The organism is Kitasatospora sp. NPDC051164, assembly GCF_044455625.1.
In the GTDB taxonomy this organism is placed as follows: Bacteria; Actinomycetota; Actinomycetes; order Streptomycetales; family Streptomycetaceae; genus Kitasatospora.
In genome coordinates, this window is record NZ_JBITFB010000003.1 from 210828 (window position 1) to 229840 (window position 19013).

The 19013-nt window shown below is 71.3% G+C and carries 19 protein-coding genes and 1 riboswitch; of the genes, 11 read left to right on the forward strand and 8 right to left on the reverse strand.

Features of this window, described 5'->3' with window-relative positions; genetic code table 11:
* Positions 1 to 24 precede the first annotated feature (24 nt).
* Positions 25 to 612 carry a CGNR zinc finger domain-containing protein gene (locus tag ACIBEC_RS05910; protein ID WP_360505761.1) on the forward strand — a complete coding sequence of 196 codons (588 nt, stop codon included), beginning with the start codon at positions 25 to 27 and terminating at the stop codon, positions 610 to 612.
* Between the two features lie 42 nt (positions 613 to 654).
* On the opposite strand, the gene sodX is transcribed toward ACIBEC_RS05910, so the two are convergent.
* Positions 655 to 1017, reverse strand: a complete 363-nt coding sequence (sodX, locus tag ACIBEC_RS05915) for a nickel-type superoxide dismutase maturation protease (protein ID WP_396287770.1) — start codon at positions 1015 to 1017, stop codon at positions 655 to 657.
* Between the two features lie 257 nt (positions 1018 to 1274).
* Here sodX and sodN point away from each other — a divergent pair, with 257 nt between their 5' ends.
* The 8 genes from sodN (at position 1275) to ACIBEC_RS05955 (ending at position 7783) form a co-directional block, all read left to right on the forward strand.
* The gene (gene sodN, locus ACIBEC_RS05920) at positions 1275 to 1670 is read left to right on the forward strand and encodes a superoxide dismutase, Ni (protein WP_218203467.1); all 396 of its coding nucleotides are present in this window, start codon (positions 1275 to 1277) and stop codon (positions 1668 to 1670) included.
* Positions 1671 to 1770: 100 nt separating this feature from the next.
* Positions 1771 to 1906, forward strand: a riboswitch (cobalamin riboswitch).
* Positions 1907 to 2014: 108 nt separating this feature from the next.
* Positions 2015 to 3082 carry an iron ABC transporter permease gene (locus ACIBEC_RS05925; RefSeq protein ID WP_360505754.1) on the forward strand — a complete coding sequence of 356 codons (1068 nt, stop codon included), beginning with the start codon at positions 2015 to 2017 and terminating at the stop codon, positions 3080 to 3082.
* Between the two features lie 41 nt (positions 3083 to 3123).
* Positions 3124 to 3918 carry an ABC transporter ATP-binding protein gene (locus ACIBEC_RS05930; RefSeq protein WP_360505774.1) on the forward strand — a complete coding sequence of 265 codons (795 nt, stop codon included), beginning with the start codon at positions 3124 to 3126 and terminating at the stop codon, positions 3916 to 3918.
* 70 nt (positions 3919 to 3988) lie between these two features.
* Positions 3989 to 4981, forward strand: coding sequence for an ABC transporter substrate-binding protein (locus ACIBEC_RS05935; RefSeq protein WP_360505751.1), 993 nt, complete (start codon positions 3989 to 3991; stop codon positions 4979 to 4981).
* A gap of 111 nt (positions 4982 to 5092) precedes the next feature.
* Positions 5093 to 5476: a nuclear transport factor 2 family protein gene (locus ACIBEC_RS05940; RefSeq protein ID WP_360505748.1), complete on the forward strand. Its 384-nt coding sequence runs from the start codon at positions 5093 to 5095 to the stop codon at positions 5474 to 5476.
* A 10-nt stretch (positions 5477 to 5486) separates the two neighbouring features.
* Complete coding sequence (locus tag ACIBEC_RS05945; RefSeq protein WP_360505745.1) at positions 5487 to 5963, forward strand: GNAT family N-acetyltransferase; 477 nt, start codon at positions 5487 to 5489, stop codon at positions 5961 to 5963.
* 214 nt (positions 5964 to 6177) lie between these two features.
* Positions 6178 to 6588, forward strand: coding sequence for an anti-sigma regulatory factor (locus tag ACIBEC_RS05950; RefSeq protein WP_360505742.1), 411 nt, complete (start codon positions 6178 to 6180; stop codon positions 6586 to 6588).
* Between the two features lie 184 nt (positions 6589 to 6772).
* Positions 6773 to 7783 carry a SigB/SigF/SigG family RNA polymerase sigma factor gene (locus ACIBEC_RS05955; protein WP_396287748.1) on the forward strand — a complete coding sequence of 337 codons (1011 nt, stop codon included), beginning with the start codon at positions 6773 to 6775 and terminating at the stop codon, positions 7781 to 7783.
* Between the two features lie 60 nt (positions 7784 to 7843).
* Here ACIBEC_RS05955 and ACIBEC_RS05960 read toward each other — a convergent pair whose 3' ends face one another.
* Entirely contained in the window at positions 7844 to 8272 is a 429-nt protein-coding gene (locus ACIBEC_RS05960; RefSeq protein WP_360505736.1) for a hypothetical protein, read from the reverse strand.
* Positions 8273 to 8322: 50 nt separating this feature from the next.
* Here ACIBEC_RS05960 and ACIBEC_RS05965 point away from each other — a divergent pair, with 50 nt between their 5' ends.
* Entirely contained in the window at positions 8323 to 9294 is a 972-nt protein-coding gene (locus tag ACIBEC_RS05965) for a diacylglycerol kinase family protein (RefSeq protein WP_360505733.1), read from the forward strand.
* Between the two features lie 365 nt (positions 9295 to 9659).
* On the forward strand, positions 9660 to 9911 hold the full coding sequence (locus ACIBEC_RS05970) for a WhiB family transcriptional regulator (RefSeq protein ID WP_014138019.1): 252 nt from the start codon (positions 9660 to 9662) through the stop codon (positions 9909 to 9911).
* 515 nt (positions 9912 to 10426) lie between these two features.
* On the opposite strand, the gene ACIBEC_RS05975 is transcribed toward ACIBEC_RS05970, so the two are convergent.
* The 6 genes from ACIBEC_RS05975 to ACIBEC_RS06000 all read right to left on the reverse strand — a co-directional run bounded on the left by ACIBEC_RS05975 (position 10427) and on the right by ACIBEC_RS06000 (position 18953).
* Positions 10427 to 11947: a PAS domain-containing sensor histidine kinase gene (locus tag ACIBEC_RS05975; RefSeq protein WP_360505730.1), complete on the reverse strand. Its 1521-nt coding sequence runs from the start codon at positions 11945 to 11947 to the stop codon at positions 10427 to 10429.
* A 607-nt stretch (positions 11948 to 12554) separates the two neighbouring features.
* A complete protein-coding gene (locus tag ACIBEC_RS05980) occupies positions 12555 to 13640 on the reverse strand; it encodes an SIS domain-containing protein (protein ID WP_360505727.1) in 1086 nt (361 codons plus the stop codon).
* Positions 13641 to 13802: 162 nt separating this feature from the next.
* Positions 13803 to 15080, reverse strand: a complete 1278-nt coding sequence (locus ACIBEC_RS05985; protein WP_396287771.1) for an extracellular solute-binding protein — start codon at positions 15078 to 15080, stop codon at positions 13803 to 13805.
* 460 nt (positions 15081 to 15540) lie between these two features.
* Positions 15541 to 17094, reverse strand: a complete 1554-nt coding sequence (locus ACIBEC_RS05990) for a glycoside hydrolase family 3 protein (RefSeq protein WP_360505721.1) — start codon at positions 17092 to 17094, stop codon at positions 15541 to 15543.
* Positions 17095 to 17100: 6 nt separating this feature from the next.
* Positions 17101 to 17928, reverse strand: a complete 828-nt coding sequence (locus ACIBEC_RS05995; protein WP_360505718.1) for a carbohydrate ABC transporter permease — start codon at positions 17926 to 17928, stop codon at positions 17101 to 17103.
* On the reverse strand, positions 17925 to 18953 hold the full coding sequence (locus ACIBEC_RS06000) for a carbohydrate ABC transporter permease (protein WP_396287749.1): 1029 nt from the start codon (positions 18951 to 18953) through the stop codon (positions 17925 to 17927). Before ACIBEC_RS06000 ends, ACIBEC_RS05995 begins: the two co-directional genes overlap by 4 nt.
* Positions 18954 to 19013: the final 60 nt, after the last annotated feature.

Sequence of the window (19013 nt, forward strand, 5' to 3'; positions counted from 1 at the left end):
TACCGATCTTCTGGAAGGACCGCCGTGGAGCTCGCCTCGTACGCCGACCTCGCCGTTCGGCTGGTGAACACCGAGGAGCCGGAGCGCGGCACCGACACGCTGACCTCCGTGGAGGCGGTGCGCGCCCTGTTCTCCGACTCCTCCCGGGCCGCCGCGCTCGCCGACGAATCCGACCTGCCCCGGCTGCGGGCGGTCCGGACCCGGCTGCGCGGGGTCTTCGAAGCCGCCGCCGAAGGGGACGAGATCCGGGGCGTCGACCTGCTGAACAGCCTGCTGATGGAGTACCCCGTCAGCCCGCTGATCTCCGGGCACGACTACCTGGACGACGCCGGACGGCCGCGCTGGCACCTGCACCTGGCCGACAACTCGCCGACCGCCACCGCGCACTTCAGCGCGGTCGCCTGCATGGGCCTGGCCGTCCACCTGACCGAACTGGGCGCCGACCGGCTGGGCATCTGCCAGGCCGCGCCCTGCCGCAACGCCTACCTGGACACCTCGACCAACCGCTCCCGCCGCTACTGCTCGGACCGCTGCGCGACCCGGGCCAACGTCGCCGCCTACCGGGCCCGCAAGCGCCAGGAGGCGGAGGCCGCACTGGGCACCGGGGCGTAACAGCCGGGGCCCAACGGTGGGGCGCAGCGGTGGGGCGCGCGGCTAGACCTCCTCCACCCAGACGCCGAGGCGGCGGGCCAGGCCCGGCACCCGGGCCAGCCGCGGGGCGAGCAGCAGCCGCTCCAGCCGGCGGCCCGGCGCCAGCCAGACCGGGCGCGGGCGCAACCGCAGCAGCACCCGGCCGAGCACCAGGTCGTCCGGGACCGCGCCGTAGCTGCGGCTGTCGCTGTCCACCGGGCGGTTGTCGGAGAGCAGCCACCAGCCCCCGGACCGGCGCTCGGCGGCCCGCTTCACCACCAGCAGGTCCTGCTGGAAGGGGTGCCGGAAGAGCACCACCGCCCCCGGCCGGATCGGCGCGCCGTAGCGGACCAGCAGCCGGTCGCCCTCGCGCAGGGTCGGGACCATCGACCGGCCCACCACGTCGACCAGTCCGAACGGCAGCGCGCCGCCCCGGGCCCGGCCCTCCGGTTCCGTGCTCCGTGCCACGACTCCTCCTCCGCGCCGACCGTCCCCAGTCTGCCGTACGGACCGTCACCTGTTCGATGTCCGGATTACCCCGGTTCCGGGTCCGCCTTTTGCCCTAGGCCCACCGCCCGATCGCGAAACCGCGAGGGCGGAAGGGTAATCTCGGGCGCGGGAAGACGATCTAAGGAAGGACTCCCATGTTCTCTCGTCTGTTTGCACCGCGTGCCACCGCTCACGCCCACTGTGACCTGCCCTGCGGCGTGTACGACCCGGCGCAGGCCCGGCTCGAGGCCGAGTCGGTGAAGGCCACCCAGGAGAAGTACCAGGCCAACGAGGACCCGCACTTCCGCGCCCGCGCCATCATCATCAAGGAGCAGCGCGCCGAGGCCGTCAAGCACCACATCTCGGTGCTGTGGAGCGACTACTTCAAGGCCCCGCACTTCGAGAAGTACCCGCAGCTGCACAAGCTGATCAACGACACCCTGAAGGCCGCCTCGGCCACCAAGGCGTCCACCGACCCGGCCACCGGCCAGGCCCTGCTGGACCTGATCGCCGAGGTCGACAAGATCTTCTGGGAGACCAAGCAGGCCTGAGCCTGACGCGTCGCCACCTGACCGCCCCCGTCCGCACCGCCGGACGGGGGCGGTCGTGCGTTCACGTCCGACCCGACCCCGGTAAGGGTTGCTGACCCTAAGTGCCTGTTATGCTGCCGGGGCGTCCGAGGGGGAAGTCCGGTGTGAATCCGGCGCTGACCCGCAACGGTGAGCGCGGCCCGTACCAGCGGTACGGCCGCGCCAGCCCGATCGCCCCCGGCCGCTGACCTCCCGACAACTCGCCGCGGACTGCGAGGGGAACGGCGCCCGGGCACGCCTCCGGCCGGCGCCCGCCCTGGCGCACCCGCGGCCCGAGGCAAGGCGCACCCGTGAACCGCCCACCCGTGAACCTCGCAACCGGCGGCCCGCCCGTCCGCCGCATACCCGCGCTCCCGCTCGCCGTCGGCCTCGCCGCCGCCCTGCTGCTCTCCGTGGTCTGCGGAGTCGCGTTCGGCTCCTCCGGGATCGGACTCCCCCACGTGCTGCGGCTGCTGGGCGCCGGCCTGACGGGCGGTCGGCTGGACGCGGACGAGGCGGCGGCGTACGCCATCGTCTGGGAGATCCGGCTGCCGCGCACCGTCCTGGCCGCCGTGGTCGGCGCCGGGCTGGCCGCCACCGGCGTCGCCGTCCAGGCCCTGGTGCGCAACGCGCTCGCCGACCCCTTCGTCCTCGGCATCTCCTCCGGCGCGGCCGTCGGCGCCAACGCCGTCCTGCTGTTCGGCGCCTTCGCCTCGCTCGGGGTGTGGGCGGTCTCCGCCTCCGCCTTCGGCTCCGCGCTGGCCGCGATGACGCTGGTCTACCTCGCCGCCCGCACCGCGTACGGGCTCACCCCGCTGCGACTGGTGCTCACCGGCACCGCCCTGTCCTACGGCTTCTCCGCCGCCACCACCCTGATAATCTTCGCCGCCGACCGCGGCGAAGCCGCCCGGGCCGCCATGATGTGGCTGCTCGGCAGCCTCGGCGGCGCCACCTGGGGCTCGGTGCCGATCGCCGCCTGCACCGTGCTGGCCGGCCTGGCCTACCTCGCCCGCACCGCCGGCCGGCTGGACGCGCTCGCCATGGGCGACGAGACCTCCGCCTCGCTCGGTGTGGACCCGGACCGGCTGCGCCGCGAGCTGTTCGTGGTGACCGCCGCCGTCACCGGCACGGTGGTCGCGGTCAGCGGGGCGATCGGCTTCGTCGGACTGCTGGTGCCGCACCTCGCGCGGATGCTGGTCGGCGCCGGGCACCACCGGGTGCTGCTGGTCGCGCCGCTCGCCGGGGCCCTGCTGCTGGTCTGGGTGGACATCGCCTCCCGCACCCTGCTGGCGCCCGCCGAACTGCCCGTCGGGGTGTTCACCGCCGTGCTCGGCGTGCCCGCCTTCCTGCTGATGATGCGCCGCCGCGGCCAGGCCTTCGGAGGCCGACGGTGACCGACGCGACCCGCACGACCGACCGGGCCGACGCGGCCGACCTGACGACGGCCCAGGACCTCGACGTCGACACCGTCTCGGTGGAGCTGGCCGGCACCCGGCTGGTCCACGAGGTGAACCTGGCGGCCGCCGCCGGGCAGGTGGTCGGACTGGTCGGTCCCAACGGCAGCGGCAAGTCGACCCTGCTGCGCTGCGTCTACCGGGTGCTGAAGCCGGCCGGCGGGGCCGTCCGGCTGGCCGGCGACGACCTGCACGCGCTCTCCGCCCGCGAGACGGCCCGGCGGGTGTCCGCGCTGACCCAGGAGCACTCTGCCGAGTTCGACTTCACGGTGGCCGAGGTGGTCGCCATGGGCCGGCTGCCGCACCGGCGCGGCCTCGGCGGCCCGACCGACGGGGACCGGGAGCGCTGCGCCGGGGCACTGCGCAAGGTCCGGGCCGGACACCTCGCCGAACGGGGCTTCCTGAGCCTGTCCGGGGGCGAGAAGCAGCGGGTGCTGTTCGCCCGCACGCTGGTCCAGGAGCCGCGGCTGCTGGTGCTCGACGAACCCACCAACCACCTCGACATCGCCCACCAGTTGGAGGTCCTGGCGCTGGCCCGGGAGGCCGGCCCGACGGTGCTCACCGCGCTGCACGACCTCAACCTGGCAGCGAGCCACTGCGACCTGCTGTACGTCCTGCGGGCCGGCCGGATCGTCGCCTCCGGACCGCCCGGCGCGGTGCTCCGGCCCGCCCTGCTGGCCGAGGTGTTCGGCGTTCGGGCCACCCCCGTCCGGCACCCGGAGACCGGCGCCCTCCAGCTGCTGATCGACCGCCTCGACCGCTCCCCCGACGCCTGAACGACCGAAGCCCGGACCCCCGAAGCCCGGAGCCCTCACCGCCGAAGCCTGACCCACCGAAGGAACCACCGTGCGCACCAAGGCCGTTGCCACCGCCGCCCTGCTCGTCCTCGGGCTCACCGCCTGCGGCGCGGAGATCGCCCCGAGGGAGGCCGCCGCCGGCTCCGCCCACTACCCGGTGACCGTGGAGAACTGCGGCGACCGGCTGACCTTCCCGCAGAAGCCCGCCCGGGTGGTCACCAACGACGTCAACATCACCGAGCTGATGCTCTCCCTGGGCCTCGCCGACCGGATGGCCGGCTACGTCATGCCCGACGACAAGGGCAAGATCGACCAGGTGCCCTGGAAGGACGGCTACCAGCAGACCACGTGGCTCTCCAAGCAGCGGCTCACCAAGGAGATCGCGCTGGACGCCAGGGCCGACCTCGTCTTCGCCGGCTGGCACTACGGCTTCGACGAGGGCACCGGCGTCACCCCGCAGGCGTTCAAGGCCCTCGGCATCGACTCGTACGTGCTCAGCGAGTCCTGCCGCAGCGGCAAGGGCGCCGAGCGCGGCGTGATGGACCCGCTGGAGGCGCTCTACACCGACCTGGCCAACCTCGGCGAGATCTTCGACGTCAAGGACCGCGCCGACCGGCTGATCGCCGACTCCAGGGCCCGGATCGCCGCCGTCCCGCAGCCCGGGCACCGCCCGTCCGTCTTCCTGTACGACAGCGGGCAGGACAAGCCGTACACCGCCGGGAGGTTCGCCGCCGCCGACGAGATCATCGCCAAGGCCGGCGGGACCAACATCATGGGCGACCTCGCCGACACCTGGGTCACCGCCGGCTGGGAGAACGTGGTGCGGCGCGACCCGGAGGTGATCGTGATCAACGACTACGCGACCCCGGGCGCCGAGGAGAAGCGGAAGTTCCTCATGTCCTTCCCGCCGCTGGCCGACGTCTCCGCGATCAGGAACGGCCGGATCTTCGTACTGGACTACGTCGACCTGGTGGAGAGCCCGCGCAACCCGGCCGCGATCGCCACCCTGGCCGACTACCTGCGCACCGTACCGGCCCGCTGACCGACCGCCGACCGGTTCGCCGACCGGCCCGGATCCGGCCCGCTCCGGTCCGCGGCGCCGGGCGTACGCTCGAGATACGAGCCGACGGACCCCGACCGGAGGAGCGAGATCATGACCACCATGGCGGCCCCCGCCGCCTTCGACACCCGCGCCCTGCGCGAGGGCATCGAGCGCTGCGACGCCGAGGCCCTCCTGGCGCTCTACGCGGAGGACGCCGAACTGCGCATGGTCGACCGCAAGACCCAGCCCAGCCACCCCCTGGTGATGCACGGCCGGGAGGAGATCGGCGCCATGCTGGGCGACATCTACGGCCGCGAGATGACCCACAAGCTGGAGCAGGTGGTCGTCCAGGACGACCACGTCGCCTTCCTGGAGTCCTGCCGCTATCCGGACGGCGTCCGGGTGCTGATGTCCTCGATGGCCGACCTGCGGGACGGGCGGATCGTCGACCAGACCTCGATCCAGGCCTGGGATGAGACGGGGCCCGAGCAGTAGGCTCGCAGGCATGATCCGCACCGCTGTCGCCACTGACGTCCCCGTCATCCACGCCATGATCCGTGAGCTCGCGGAGTACGAGAAGGCCGCGCACGAGGCGGTGGCCACCGAGGAGCAGCTGCGCGAGGCGCTGTTCGGTGCCGACCCGGCGGTGTTCGGCCTGGTCGCGGAGGACGAGGGCACCGGCGAGCCGGTGGGCTTCGCGCTCTGGTTCCGCAACTTCTCGACCTGGCGCGGCACCCACGGGATCTACCTGGAGGACCTGTACGTCCGCCCGGAGGCGCGTGGCGGCGGCCACGGCAAGGCCCTGCTGCTGGAGCTCGCCCGGATCGCCGTGGAGCGCGGCTACTCCCGGGTGGAGTGGTCGGTGCTGGACTGGAACCAGCCGTCGATCGACTTCTACAAGTCGCTCGGCGCCGTACCGATGGACGAGTGGACCGTGTACCGGCTCACCGACGAGGCGCTCGCCTCCGCCGGCCGCCGCTGAACGGACCGGAACAGTCCGGGAAAGGGTCTGCCACCCTGCGTCGCAATGCCTTACCATCAGTAACTCCCGAACCGGGTGCGGTAGGACAGAGCGATGGCGGACCCGCGAACCGGTGCCCCCTGACAAGGGGTGGCAAGGTGCCCCTTTAGGGGGTGGCCGGCAGGGGTAACAAGCGGGTACCAAGCAAGCACAGTGCGTCACCCAGGAGGCAAGGGTGTCCAAGATCGACAGCGATCTCGGTGTTCAGGATTTCGTGGAGGTCCGGCTCCCCGCGGCGGGGGCCTACCTCTCCGTGCTGCGAACAGCGACGGCCGGGTTGGCGGCCCGGCTGGACTTCACCCTCGACGAGATCGAGGATCTGCGGATCGCGGTCGACGAGGCCTGCGCCATCCTGCTCCAGCAGGCGGTGCCCGGCTCCGTACTGTCCTGCGAATTCCGACTGGTCGGCGACTCGCTGAAGGTGACCGTCGCCGCCCCGACCACCGACGGCAAGGCCCCCGAGCGGGACACCTTCGCCTGGACCGTGCTCTCCGCGCTGGCCGGCGAGGTCGACTCCTCGGTCGGCGAGGACAAGACCGTGTCCATCAGCCTGCACAAGAAGCGCGGCGGGTCCACCGCCCACTGACCGGGCGCCGAACCGCACCGCGCAGACCGAGCAGCACCGAGCAGCACCCGCGCAAGGGCCGTCCACCGCACTCCCTCCGGGGCCCGGCGGGCGGCTCCCGGTACCGCCTCCGGGCGGTACGACCAACGAGACGATTCCGGGGCCCTCGGCCCCGGTGCTCCCGGAACGGAACGGGGGAATGGCCGTGAGTGATCTGGACCGTACCGGCCTCGCGACGGCGGGACCTGCCGTACCGACCCAGGCGAGCGTTCCCGGCCTCGCCGCCAACGACGAAGCGCACCCGAAGGACGCCCACCGGATGAGCCACCCGACCGAGCCGACGTCTGAGCCGACGCCCGACTCCGTACCCCCGCCGGATCCGGCGGACCGGGCGGAGGAGACGGCCGAGGCGGAGCCGCACGCCGCTGCGGTGCCCGCCCAGGGCGCGCACCGCAGCGGCGCCCCGGACCGGGAGGCCGCCCGCGCGCTGTTCGTCCGCCTGTCCGGGCTGCCCGAAGGCTCGCCGGAGCGGGTCGAGCTGCGCAACCAGCTGGTGCGGATGCACATCCCGCTGGTCGAGCACCTGGCCCGGCGCTTCCGCAACCGGGGCGAGCCGCTGGACGACCTCACCCAGGTCGCCACCATCGGCCTGATCAAGTCGGTGGACCGCTTCGACCACGAGCGCGGGGTCGAGTTCTCCACCTACGCGACGCCGACCATCGTCGGGGAGATCAAGCGGCACTTCCGCGACAAGGGCTGGGCGGTGCGCGTCCCTCGCCGCCTGCAGGAGCTGCGGCTGTCGCTCACCACGGCGACCAGCGAGCTCTCCCAGCGACACGGCCGCTCCCCCACGGTGCACGAGCTGGCCGAGCACCTGGGGATCTCCGAGGAGGACGTCCTGGAGGGCCTGGAGTCCGCCAACGCGTACTCCACGCTGTCCCTGGACGTGCCGGACAGCGACGACGAGTCGCCGGCCGTCGCGGACACCCTGGGCGCCACCGACGAGGCGCTGGAGGGCGTCGAGTACCGCGAGTCGCTCAAGCCGCTGCTGGCCCAACTGCCGCCCCGGGAGCAGAAGATCCTGGTGCTGCGGTTCTTCCGGAACATGACCCAGTCGCAGATCGCCGCCGAGGTGGGGATCTCCCAGATGCACGTCTCCCGGCTGCTCGCCCGGACGCTGGCCCAGCTGCGGGAGAAGCTCCTGGTGGAGGAGTAGGACTGACGGCCGCTCAGCTCCGGCTGCGCGGCCGTCCGGTCCCTCGGCGGTCCTGCGTGCTCAGTCCTCGGACGGGGCGTACAGGGCCGCCGTCGACTTCGGGCTCAGCAGCGAGCCGATGCCCACCAGCCCGAGCAGGCCGACCAGCACGCCGACGCCGATCATCGCGCCGCCGCTCTGGATCATGTAGTAGGCGACCGGCAGGCAGATCGAGTTGGTCAGCACCGCCGGGCTGCGGCCCCAACGGCGCTCCTTCAGCAGCGCGCGGGCGGCCAGCACCGGCAGCACGCCGAGCAGCACGATGACCACGCCGCCGAACTCGTTCAGGGCCAGCTGCTTGGACTGGCCGGACAGTGCGGCCACCATGTCCCAGACGCCGACGACGGCCAGCGCGGCGCCCTCCAGGGCGGTGATGGCGGCGCCCAGGGTCAGGGACGCCGGACGGCCGGAGTCGGCCGCGGGTACGGGTGCGGAGGTTTCTGCGGTCACTCCAGCAGGGTAGCCGCCGGTTGGTCCGTACCGACCCGTAGGCTTTCCCCATGCGCGCTCTCCTGGTCGTGAACCACAAGGCCACCACCACCAGTGGCCGGACCAGGGACGTCCTGATCCACGCGCTGCGCAGCGACCTCAAGCTGGAGGTGGCCGAGACGCAGTACCGGGGGCACGCGCGCGACCTGGCCCGCGAGGCGGCGGAGGACGGCACGGTCGACCTGGTGGTGGCACTGGGCGGCGACGGCACCGTCAACGAAGTGGTGAACGGGCTGCTGGCGCACGGCCCGGGCGAGAAGGTCCCGCGACTGGCCGTGGTGCCGGGCGGTTCGACCAATGTGTTCGCCCGCGCGCTGGGCCTGCCCAACGACCCGGTGGAGGCCACCGGCGCCCTGCTGCACGCGCTGGAGGGCAAGCGGGAGCGCCCGATCGGGCTGGGCAAGGCGATGAGCGACGGGCTGCCGGACCGCTGGTTCACCTTCACCGCCGGGCTCGGCTTCGACGCCGGTGTGGTCGGCCGGGTCGAGGAGCAGCGCCGGGCCGGGCACAGGTCCACCCACGCCCTCTACGTCAAGCAGGCGATCCGGCACTACTTCACCCAGCGTGAGCACCGCCGATCCGGCCCGGTTTCCCTTGAGCTGCCGGGCCACGAGGCCGTTCCGGGGCTCGTGCTATCGATAGTCAGCAACACCTCGCCGTGGACGTTCCTCGGCAACCGTCCGGTCTATCCCTCACCGCTCGCCTCCTTCGACACGGATCTCGACGTCTTCGGGATCACCCGAATGACGGCGTTCGGTACAGCTCGAACGATCCGTCAGATCCTGCGGTCGCACGCCCCTTCGAGCGATGGCGCACCGCCGGCCGGCCCGTCCGGGAAGCACGTCGTCTCCTACCACGACGTCCGACACTTCACCTTGGTTTCAGAGGAACCGACCCCGTTCCAGGTCGACGGCGACCATCTTGGGGACAGGAGTCGCGTCAGTTTCACAGGCGTACGGCGGGCACTGCGTGTGATTGTGTGACCGGAAGTGGGGTTCGCCCTTCTTCTCGAACGCACAAGCCCCCTTCACTCCATAGAAGTACTGGCTGTGAGCTAGGCGACACCGAAGAATCAAAAATTCCTCCCCGAAGGGGGTTGTATCCGAGCCCGAGGTTTGCGAACCTCTACATGGCGATCGGGACACATCGCAGCGACGGCAACTCCGGAACCACGGAGCGCCGACCGCGGGGTGTCCCTCGAATCGCCGAATCCCCCCAGCACAGACCACCCGGGCCCGGTAGGCCTTTGGTCTCTTTTGCTGTTGCGGGATTCGTGAAAGCGTTCACATTCACAAGCCATCGATTATGTCGTCGGGTGACCCCCGTCGGCAGGAGGAGTTGGACGACCATGGACTGGCGCCACCGCGCTGTCTGCCGCGAAGAGGACCCGGAGCTGTTCTTCCCGATCGGGAACACCGGTCCTGCTCTGCTGCAGATCGAGGAAGCCAAGGCCGTGTGCCGCCGCTGTCCGGTCATGGAGCAGTGTCTCCAGTGGGCCCTCGAGACCGGCCAGGACGCCGGCGTCTGGGGCGGCATGAGCGAGGACGAGCGTCGCGCGATGAAGCGCCGCGCCGCCCGCAACCGCGCCCGCACCGCCTGATCGCGCTGATCACACCGCGTAGCACCAGCAGTGACACAGCAGTGATCGCAGTACCGATCAACACATGATCAAAGGCTTCCCTGCACCTCCTGGTGAAGCCTTCCACACAAAGGACCTTGCTCGACTCGGTCCGGCGACACCAGACCTGTCCAGGCACTTGATACTGTTCACTTAGAGCAATATTGTGGAGCTATGGCGCTCACCGTGTGCAACGCACCGGCGAGGTGTCGCACTACCCAGAGCCCCCGTTCCGGCCGACTCCCCCCGACGGCCGGAACGGGTTGAGAGGCCCTGTCGACCCACCCCCCCCCCCGGTCGACAGGGCCTCGTTTTCTGTTTCCGCACTCCTTCTGCGCTCCGGCGCCCTGTTGCTACACGCCGGCACTCTGTTGCTGCACCCCGGCGCGCGGAGCACACACCCGGCGTGTCCGCCGGACGTGCGCCCCCGCCACGCACCTTCGCAACGGGATTCTCAGCAGAATCTCAGCGGACCAGAGCCTCGGCAGACCGGGGCCTCAGCGGACCGGGATCTCCAGGATCACCTTCGTACCGCCGTTCGGGCCGGCCACCATGTCGAAGGTGCCGCCCAGCTCGCCGGTGGCCAGCGTCCGGACGATCTGGAGTCCGAGGTTCCCCGCGGTCTGCGGGTCGAACCCCTCCGGCACGCCGCGACCGTCGTCCTGCACGGTGATCAGCAGGTACTCCTCCGGGCGGGCGCCGCCGTTCCAGCTGTCCGACCAGCCCATCCCGGTCGCCGGGGCCCGGCCGCGCAGCGCGCTGATCTCCAGGTTCCCGGAGGCCGTCGGACCGAACGCGTGTTCCAGGGCGTTCTGCAGCAACTCGGTCAGCACCATCGACAGCGGGGTGGCCACCTCGGCGGACAGGATGCCGAAGCTGCCGGTGCGGCGGGTCGCCACCCGGCCGTCCTGGGACAGCTCCATCGCCATCGCCAGCACCCGGTCGGCGATCTCGTCGAAGGCCACCTGCTCGTCCAGCGCCTGGGAGAGCGTCTCGTGCACGATCGCGATCGAACCGACCCGGCGCACCGCCTCGTCCAGCGCGGCCCGCCCGGACTCCGACTCCATCCGGCGGGACTGCAGCCGCAACAGGGCCGCGACGGTCTGCAGGTTGTTCTTCACCCGGTGGTGGATCTCCCGGATGGTGGCGTCCTTGGTCATCAGCTCGCGGTCACGGCGGCGCAGCTCGGTGACGTCGCGGCAGAGCACCAGCGAACCGGTCAGGATGCCCTTGGGCTTGAGCGGGATCGCCCGCACCGTCACCACTCCCCCCTGCGCCTCCACCTCGGTCTGCCGGGGCGCCCAGCCGCTGGCCACCTTCACCAGCGCCTCGTGGACGGCACCCCGGGACGGCGGGGCGAGTTCGGCGGTGGTACGGCCGAGGTGGCTGCCGACCAGGTCGGTGGTGAGGCCGAGGCGGTGGTAGGCGGAGAGCGCGTTGGGGCTGGCGTAGGTGACGATGCCGTCCGCGTCCAGGCGGATCAGGCCGTCGCCGACGCGGGGGGCGGCGTCCATGTCGACCTGCTCGATGCCCGGGAAGGGGAAGCTGCCGGCCGCGATCATCTGGGCCAGGTCCGAGGCGCTCTGCAGGTAGGTGAGCTCCAGCCGGCTGGGGGTGCGGACGGTCAGCAGGTTGGTGTTGCGGGCGATCACCCCGAGCACCTTGCCCTCGCGCCGGACCGGGATCGACTCGACCCGGACCGGGACCTCCTCGCGCCATTCCGGGTCGCCCTCGCGCACGATCCGGCCCTCGTCGAAGGCCGCGTCCAGCAGCGGGCGCCGGCCGCGCGGGACGAGGTGGCCGACCATGTCGTCCTGGTAGGAGGTCGGCCCGGTGTTGGGCCGCATCTGCGCCACCGAGACGTAGCGGATGCCGTCCCAGGTGGGGATCCACAGCACCAGGTCGGCGAAGGAGAGGTCGGAGAGCAGCTGCCACTCCGAGACCAGCATGTGGAGCCATTCCACGTCGGCCCCGGTGAGGGTGGTGTGGCGGCGGACGAGTTCGTTCAGCGAGGGCACATGGCGAGGGTAGCGCCGCCGGTCCGGGCGGGGCGCGGCGGACCGGCAGGGCGGACCGGCGGGGGCTCGCCGGAGCCCGGTCGGGGGGCGTGCCGGGTCGGCCTGAGTTGTTTAGACCAATTCACTGAGCGGCCTGGACAACCGAGATTGGTCTAGTCCACAATGGAATTGCACCAAGGAGAGGCCCCCGCGCAACTGCCCTGACCGCGCGCGGCCTTTCCTCGGTCGGACGCCGCCGAGCGAGGACCCCGCACAGTCCTCGATCGTCCCCGGTGCCCGACGACAGCTCCGGGCTGCGGTGCCGCATGGGTTGAGGGTCCCGTGTCGGCGCCGTGGCCCGTAGTGCTTTCCGGCCGCCGGCCGTCCCCCGAACCATGTTCCGCCGCTCAGCGGACCGGCCCCCGTCCACAGCCTGTGGACGGGGGCCGGTCGCGCTCGGGCCCGCCCCGAGCCCCTCGGCCCGCAGGCGAGCCCCCGCCCCGAGCCGAAGGGGCGCGCCGGTGCCGAAAGGGCGAAGCGAGGAGGCCCGAGGAACGAGGGCATCGGAGCACCGACCGTCGGCACCGGGTCAGAGCGCCCCGGAGGCGAGCGGGCGAGAAACCCCCTGCTACCGCGTCTCGGTGACCTTGGCCAGGGCGCGTGGGGCGTCCGGGTCCTGGCCGCGGGCGATGGTGACCTCGTAGGCCAGCAGCTGCAGCGGCAGGATCTCCAGGATCGGCTGCACCTCCTCGGGCACGCCGGCCGGCAGCGCGAAGCCTGCCGAGGCGGCGTCGACCTGCGCCTGCTGGCCGACCACCACCAGGTCCGCGCCGCGGCCGCGCAGGCGGTCCAGCACGGGCTGGAGGGCCTCCCCGCCCTTGCCGTCCGGGACGATCGCGATGACGGGCGAGACGTTGTCCACCATGGCCAGCGGGCCGTGCAGCAGGTCCGCGCCGGAGAACGGGCTGGCCGGGATGTAGGTGGTCTCCATCAGCTTCAGCGCGGCCTCGCGGGCGGTCGGGTAGCCGTAGCCGCGCGAGGTGATGACCAGGCGCTGGGCGAAGCGGTAGCGCTCGGCCAGCGCCTTCACCTCGGCCCGCCGGGCCAGCACCCCGGCGGCCAGGCCCGGCAGTTCCTTGGCGGCCGAGTCTCCCCCGGCGTTCGGCCGGGGGTGTCCCCAGGCCTCCGCGAGGCCCTCGACCAGCAGGTAGAGCGACAGCAGTTCGGCGGTGTAGGTCTTGGTGGCGGGCAGTGCCTTCTCCGGGCCGGCCAGCACGTCGATGTGGAACTCGGAGACCTCGGCCAGCGGCGAGGAGGCGTTGTTGGTGACCGCGAGGGTGATGGCGCCGGCCTCGCGGGCGGCCTTGGTGGAGGCCACCAGGTCCGGCGAACCACCGGACTGGCTGACGGTGATCACCAGGACGTCGGTGAGGTCGGGCTTGGCGCCGTACGCGGTCGTGGTGGACATCGAGGTCAGGCCGGCCGGCTTGCCGAGCAGGATCTCGACCAGGTACTTGGCGTACAGCGCGGCGTTGTCGGACGTGCCGCGCGCGGTGAGCAGGACGAAGCGCGGGTTGCGGGTGGCGATCTCGGCCGCGATCTCGCGGATCTTCGGGGCGCCCTCGTCGAGGATGCGCTGGAGGACGGCCGGCTGCTCGGCCATCTCCGCCGCCATGATCCGGCCGGGGACGGAAACAGTCTGCGGGTCGGACATCTGGGTCTGCCTCCGATGAGATGGTTCGACCCCGCCCGGGCGGCTGCCCGACGGGGGACCTCTACGGCGGCGAGTCCGCACACTCGCTGCGGTTCTTCGTGCCCCGCAATCCTACGGGCGCGCCTGTCCCGGGGCACCTCCCGGTGCCCCGGCGCACGCGGGTCAGGACGCCTTGTTGATCAGCTGGTCGATCGCGGCGTCGGCCTCCTTGGTGGCCTGGTCCACCGACTTGCCCTTGAGGATCGCGGTCAGCATGTCGGGGATGATCTTCTGCTTCTCGACCGCGCCCCAGCCGGGGGCCAGCGGGGTGAACCAGGCGTCCGGGACGGCGTTGGCCGCGGCGGCGGTGGACGGCTTGTTCTTCAGCTGGTTCAGCTGGGTGAGGTTGTTCGGCAGGATGTCCTTGTCGGCCAGCGCCTGCTCGGACTTGGTGCTGGTGAACATCCGGACCCAGTCGGTCGCCAGCGCCACCGACGGGGACTTGGCGGTGACGGCGAGGTCGGAGCCGCCGATGAAGGTCGGCAGCGGCTTGCCGTCCGGGCCGGGCATGGTAGCCACCTTGACGACGTCCTTGAGGCTCGCGTCGCCGGTGACCGGCGCGGTGACGCCGGCCGCCTCGTAGCCGTTGCCGTAGAAGGACGCGGCGTGTCCGCGGGCCATCGCCTCGTACTGGTTCTGCTCGTTCACCGTCAGGTCGCCCTTGTTGTACCTGCGCACCAGGTCGGCGAAGTGGCCGATGCCCTCCTGGGACTTGGGGTCGTGCAGGGTGCCGTGCCAGTTGCCGGCGCTGTCGAACTTGGCGATGCTGCCGCCGGACGCGGCCACGTAGCTCATCGCCGCGTACCAGTACGGGCCGGGCAGGTAGAGCGGGGAGAAGGTCCTGTCCGCCTTGTTCTTGTCCGCGATCTTGTCCAGGGCGGCCAGCAGTTCGGGCTCGGTCTTCGGGAACTCGGGGTTGCCGGTGGCCTGTTGGAAGGCCGTGGAGTTGTAGATGGCGACCCGGGAGCCGGCGTAGTAGGGCACGCACCAGAGCTTGTCCTGGTAGGTGCAGGTGTTGGCGAGCGCCTTGATCCAGCTGCCGGCGTTCTCGAAGGTGGTCCGGTCCACCGGGGCCAGTGCGCCGGACAGCACGTACTTCATGGTCTCGGTGTTGCCCAGCTCGACGACGTCGGGGGCGCTGCCCTCGGCGATGGCCTTGTCCAGCTTGGTGACCTTGTCCGCCCAGCCCTGGTACGCGAGCTTGAGGGTGACCTTCGGGTACTTCGCGGCGAACTCGTCGTTGACCCGCTGGACGAGGTCGGGCCAGTTCTTCTGGGCGTCGTCCATCAGCCAGACGGTGACGGTGCCGGTGGCCGCCTTCGGGTCGGCGGCGGCGCTCCTGCCGTCGCCCGACGGTGAGCCCGACGAGGAACAGGCCGTCAGGCCCGCCGCCAGTGCCATGGTCCCGAGCGCCGAGACGAGATGACGCTTCTTCACGCCGTCCTCCGAGGGTGTTCTAGAGCAAGTGATGCCCGCCGGCAGCGTGATGGGCGCCCGCAGCGGAGAGTCCGGGCAGGGGGCGGCGACGTGCTTGGGGGTGGGCCGATACCACATCCGGCGAGGTTGACACTCGAACCGGATGCTTGGACTCTGGCCTAGACCACTGGTGGTGTCAACGGCCAAAAGCCTTTGTCACCACGGCCGTTGCAGAGCCGTTGTAGCTTGTGGCACCCAGTCGCAGCACCATCACCCCAGGTAGGACTCAAGGTGGATTCAAGGCCCACTTGAGGGAACACGGTCACCCCGCGAATCCGCAGGTCGACGCCGGGAAAACGGAACGGGCCCGCCATGCGACATGCGCATGACGGGCCCGTCGGCCGACGCCTTCCCGGACCCGGCCGGTGGCGTCCTGCCGGTCGGTTCAGCCGACCGCTCCCGGCTGCCCGGTGAGGACCTCCACCGCCGCCAGCCCGCAGACCCGGGCGGCGCCGTGGGTGGCGATGTAGAGCGCGCCGACCGGCTCGGACTGCGGCAGCCCCATCTCGACCACGGCGGCGTCCGGGCGGACCGCCACCAGACGGCTCAGCACGGCGGACATCCACGGGTAGCGGTGCGCGTCCCGGACCACCAGCACCAGGCGCCGCCCCTCGGCGCCGGCCACCAGCTCGTCGACCAGGGCGTCCAGCAGCTCCGGGGTCGCCTCGGCGGCCGACACCGCGCGGGTGCGGGTGCCGGGGAAGCGGTCGGCGAGCATGCCGGCCACGCCCCACGGGGTGACGTCGCCGACGGCGATGTTCGGCTCGTCCGAGAACGAGGCCACGTACGGGCGCTCGCTCACCGGAGGCGTCAGCAGGCCCGGCGCCCGGACCACCTTCAGCGCCCGGCGCGCGGCCCGCAAGCCGACCGCCAGGTCCGGCTCCGGCCGCTCACCCTGGGCCGAGATCCGGCCCCAGCTGCCCAGCGCCCGGACCCGCGCGGCGGCGTCCGCCAGCCGCTCTTCGCCGAGCCTGCCGGCCCGCACGCCCGCCACGATGGCGTCGCGCAGCATCAGCACGGTCTCCTCGTCGGCCAGCCCGCCGCCGACGCAGATCGCGTCCGCGCCGGCCGCCAGGGCCAGCACGGTGCCCTCGCCCATCCCGAAGGTGTCGGCGATCGCGCCCATCTCGATCGCGTCGCTGACGATCAGGCCCTGGTAGCCGAGGCCGCCCTCGGCCGGGGCGGCGCGCAGCAGGTCGCGCAGCACGGTCGGGCTCAGGGTGGCCGGCAGCTTCGGGTCCAGCGCCGGGATCATGATGTGGGCGGTCATCACGGCCTTGGTGCCGGCCGCGATCGCCGCCTGGAACGGGATCAGGTCACGGGCCCGCAGCACGTCCAGGTCGACGTCGATGACCGGCAGGCCGTGGTGCGAGTCCACCGCGGTGTCGCCGTGGCCGGGGAAGTGCTTGGAGCAGGCGGCCACGCCGGCCGACTGCAGGCCCTCGACCCAGGCGGCGGTGTGCCGGGCGCACAGCTCGGGGTCGGCGCCGAAGGAGCGGACGCCGATGACCGGGTTGCGCGGGTTGGAGTTGACGTCCGCGGTGGGCGCCCAGTTGTAGTTGACGCCGGCCGCGGCCAGCGCCCGGCCGAGCTCGCGGGCGACGTCCCGGGTCAGCGCCGGGTCGTCGATCGCGCCGAGCGCGAGGTTGCCGGGCCAGGACGAGCCGGAGCCCGCCTCCAGCCGGGTGACGTCGCCGCTCTCCTCGTCGATGGCGATCAGCAGGTCGGGGTTCTCGGCGCGCAGCGTCCGGGTGAGCACGGACAGCTGGTCGAGGTCGACCACGTTGCGGTCGAACAGCGCGACCGAGCCCAGCCCGGCGGCGAGGTGGCGCAGCAGCCACCGCGGCGGCTCGGCGCCGACGAAGCCGGGCTGCAGGACGGTCAGGGCGTCGCGGTGCAGCTGGTCGCTGTCCGGGGCGGTGGGTACGAGGATGCTCACGGTGGCTCAGCCCTTCACGGCGCCGTCGGTCAGACCGCCGACCGCCTTGCGCTGCAGGAAGACGAACAGGATCAGCACGGGGACGGCGAACATCGTGGAGGCCGCCATGGTGGCGCCCCAGTCGTTGCCGAAGGCGGTCTTGAAGGACGACAGCCACAGCGGGAGGGTCTTGCCCTGCTCCTTGTTCAGCCACAGGACGAGCGGGAACTCGTTCCACGCCGTGATGAAGCCGAACAGCGAGGTGGACATCAGGCCCGGGGCCAGCAGCGGGAAGATCACCTTCGTGAAGGCCTGGGTGCGGGTGCAGCCGTCCACCATCGCCGACTCCTCCAGCTCCTTCGGCACCGCGGCGATGAATCCGCGCAGCGTCCAGATGGTGAAGGGCAGGATCATCATCATGTAGAAGAGCGTCAGCGGCAGCAGGCTGTTCAGCATGTCGTTGTCGCGGGAGATGATGTAGGCGCCGATGGTCATGACCTCCCAGGGGGCCATCTGCGCGAGCATGATGACCAGCACGAAGGTCTTGCGGCCGCGGAACTTCATCCGGGCGATGGCGAAGGACGCCAGGGTCGCGATCACCAGCGAGATCAGCACCGCGCCGACGGTGACGGTGACGCTGTTGGTGACGTACGTCCAGAAGTCCGGCGCGTTCACCGCGGTGGTGAAGTGGTCGAACGTCCCGTCGAAGGGGATGAAGACCGGCGTCTTGCTGATGACGTCGCGGTCCTGCTTGAACGCGGTCGCGATCATCCAGTAGACGGGGAAGATGAAGAAGACGATGAGGACGACCGCGATCACGTTCGGCCAGGTACGTCCGAAGAGAGAGCGCCTCACAGCTCGTCCTCCTGCTTGATCATGATGCGGAAGTAGTAGGCCATCAGGACGCCCAGCATCAGGATGGTGAGCACCGCGATCGCGGCGCCGACGCCGTAGTGCTGGCTGCCCTGGCCCTCCAGGAAGGCGTGCACGGGAAGGGTCCGGGTGAGCTTCTCGGGGCCGCCGCCGTTGATCGCGTAGATCTGGGTGAAGGACTTGAACACCCAGATGACCTCCAGGAAGGTCGTGGCCAGGAAGAACGGCTTCAGGTTGGGGAAGATCACCGAGCTGAAGATCTTGCCGGAGCCGGCGCCGTCCATCCGGGCCGCCTCGTAGAGCTCCTTCGGGATGGTGGTCAGACCGGCGTACATGTTGAACGCCACGAAGGGGATCGACTGCCAGACGATCAGCAGGATGACGACGAAGAAGGTCGAGTACTCGTCGCTCATCCAGTTGTAGTCGGCCATCGAGTGCCAACCCAGCTGGTCCAGGAACCAGTTGACGACACCCCACTGGTCGTCGAACAGCCAGGTGTAGACGGTGGTCGCGGCGACCACCGGCATGGCCCAGGCCATCAGCAGCGCGATCGACAGCGCCAGGCGCATCTTCTTGCCGAGGCTGTTGAGCAGCAGGCCGATCAGGGTGCCGCCGAGCATGATGAGCACCACGTTGACCAGGGTGAAGGCGACGGTGCGCCCGGTGACCGACCAGAACTCCGGGTCGGTCAGCTGCTCCTTGTAGTTGTCGAACCCCGTCCACTCGGTCAGGTGCATCACCAGCTGACGCCGGTTGAGGTTCTGGAACGACAGCAGGACGGTCTTCAGCAGCGGCCAGCCCAGTAGGACGATGGTCGCCACGATGGCCGGCAGCAGCAGCAGGTACGGGGCGAAGCGGGCGCCCAGGCCGGGGCCGCCCGCGGATCTGGTGCGCTTCGGCGCGGCGCCCTTGGCCCCGCCGCCGGCGGCACTGGTGTCAATCTCGGCCACAACAGCCTTCCCTGACTCCGGGGACTGTGTCTGCACCCGCTCCGAATGCACAGCCATCGTTCTCACTTCCTCACAACCCGGCCACGACGGACAGGCGTCGCCCACCGGCCCCCCGCC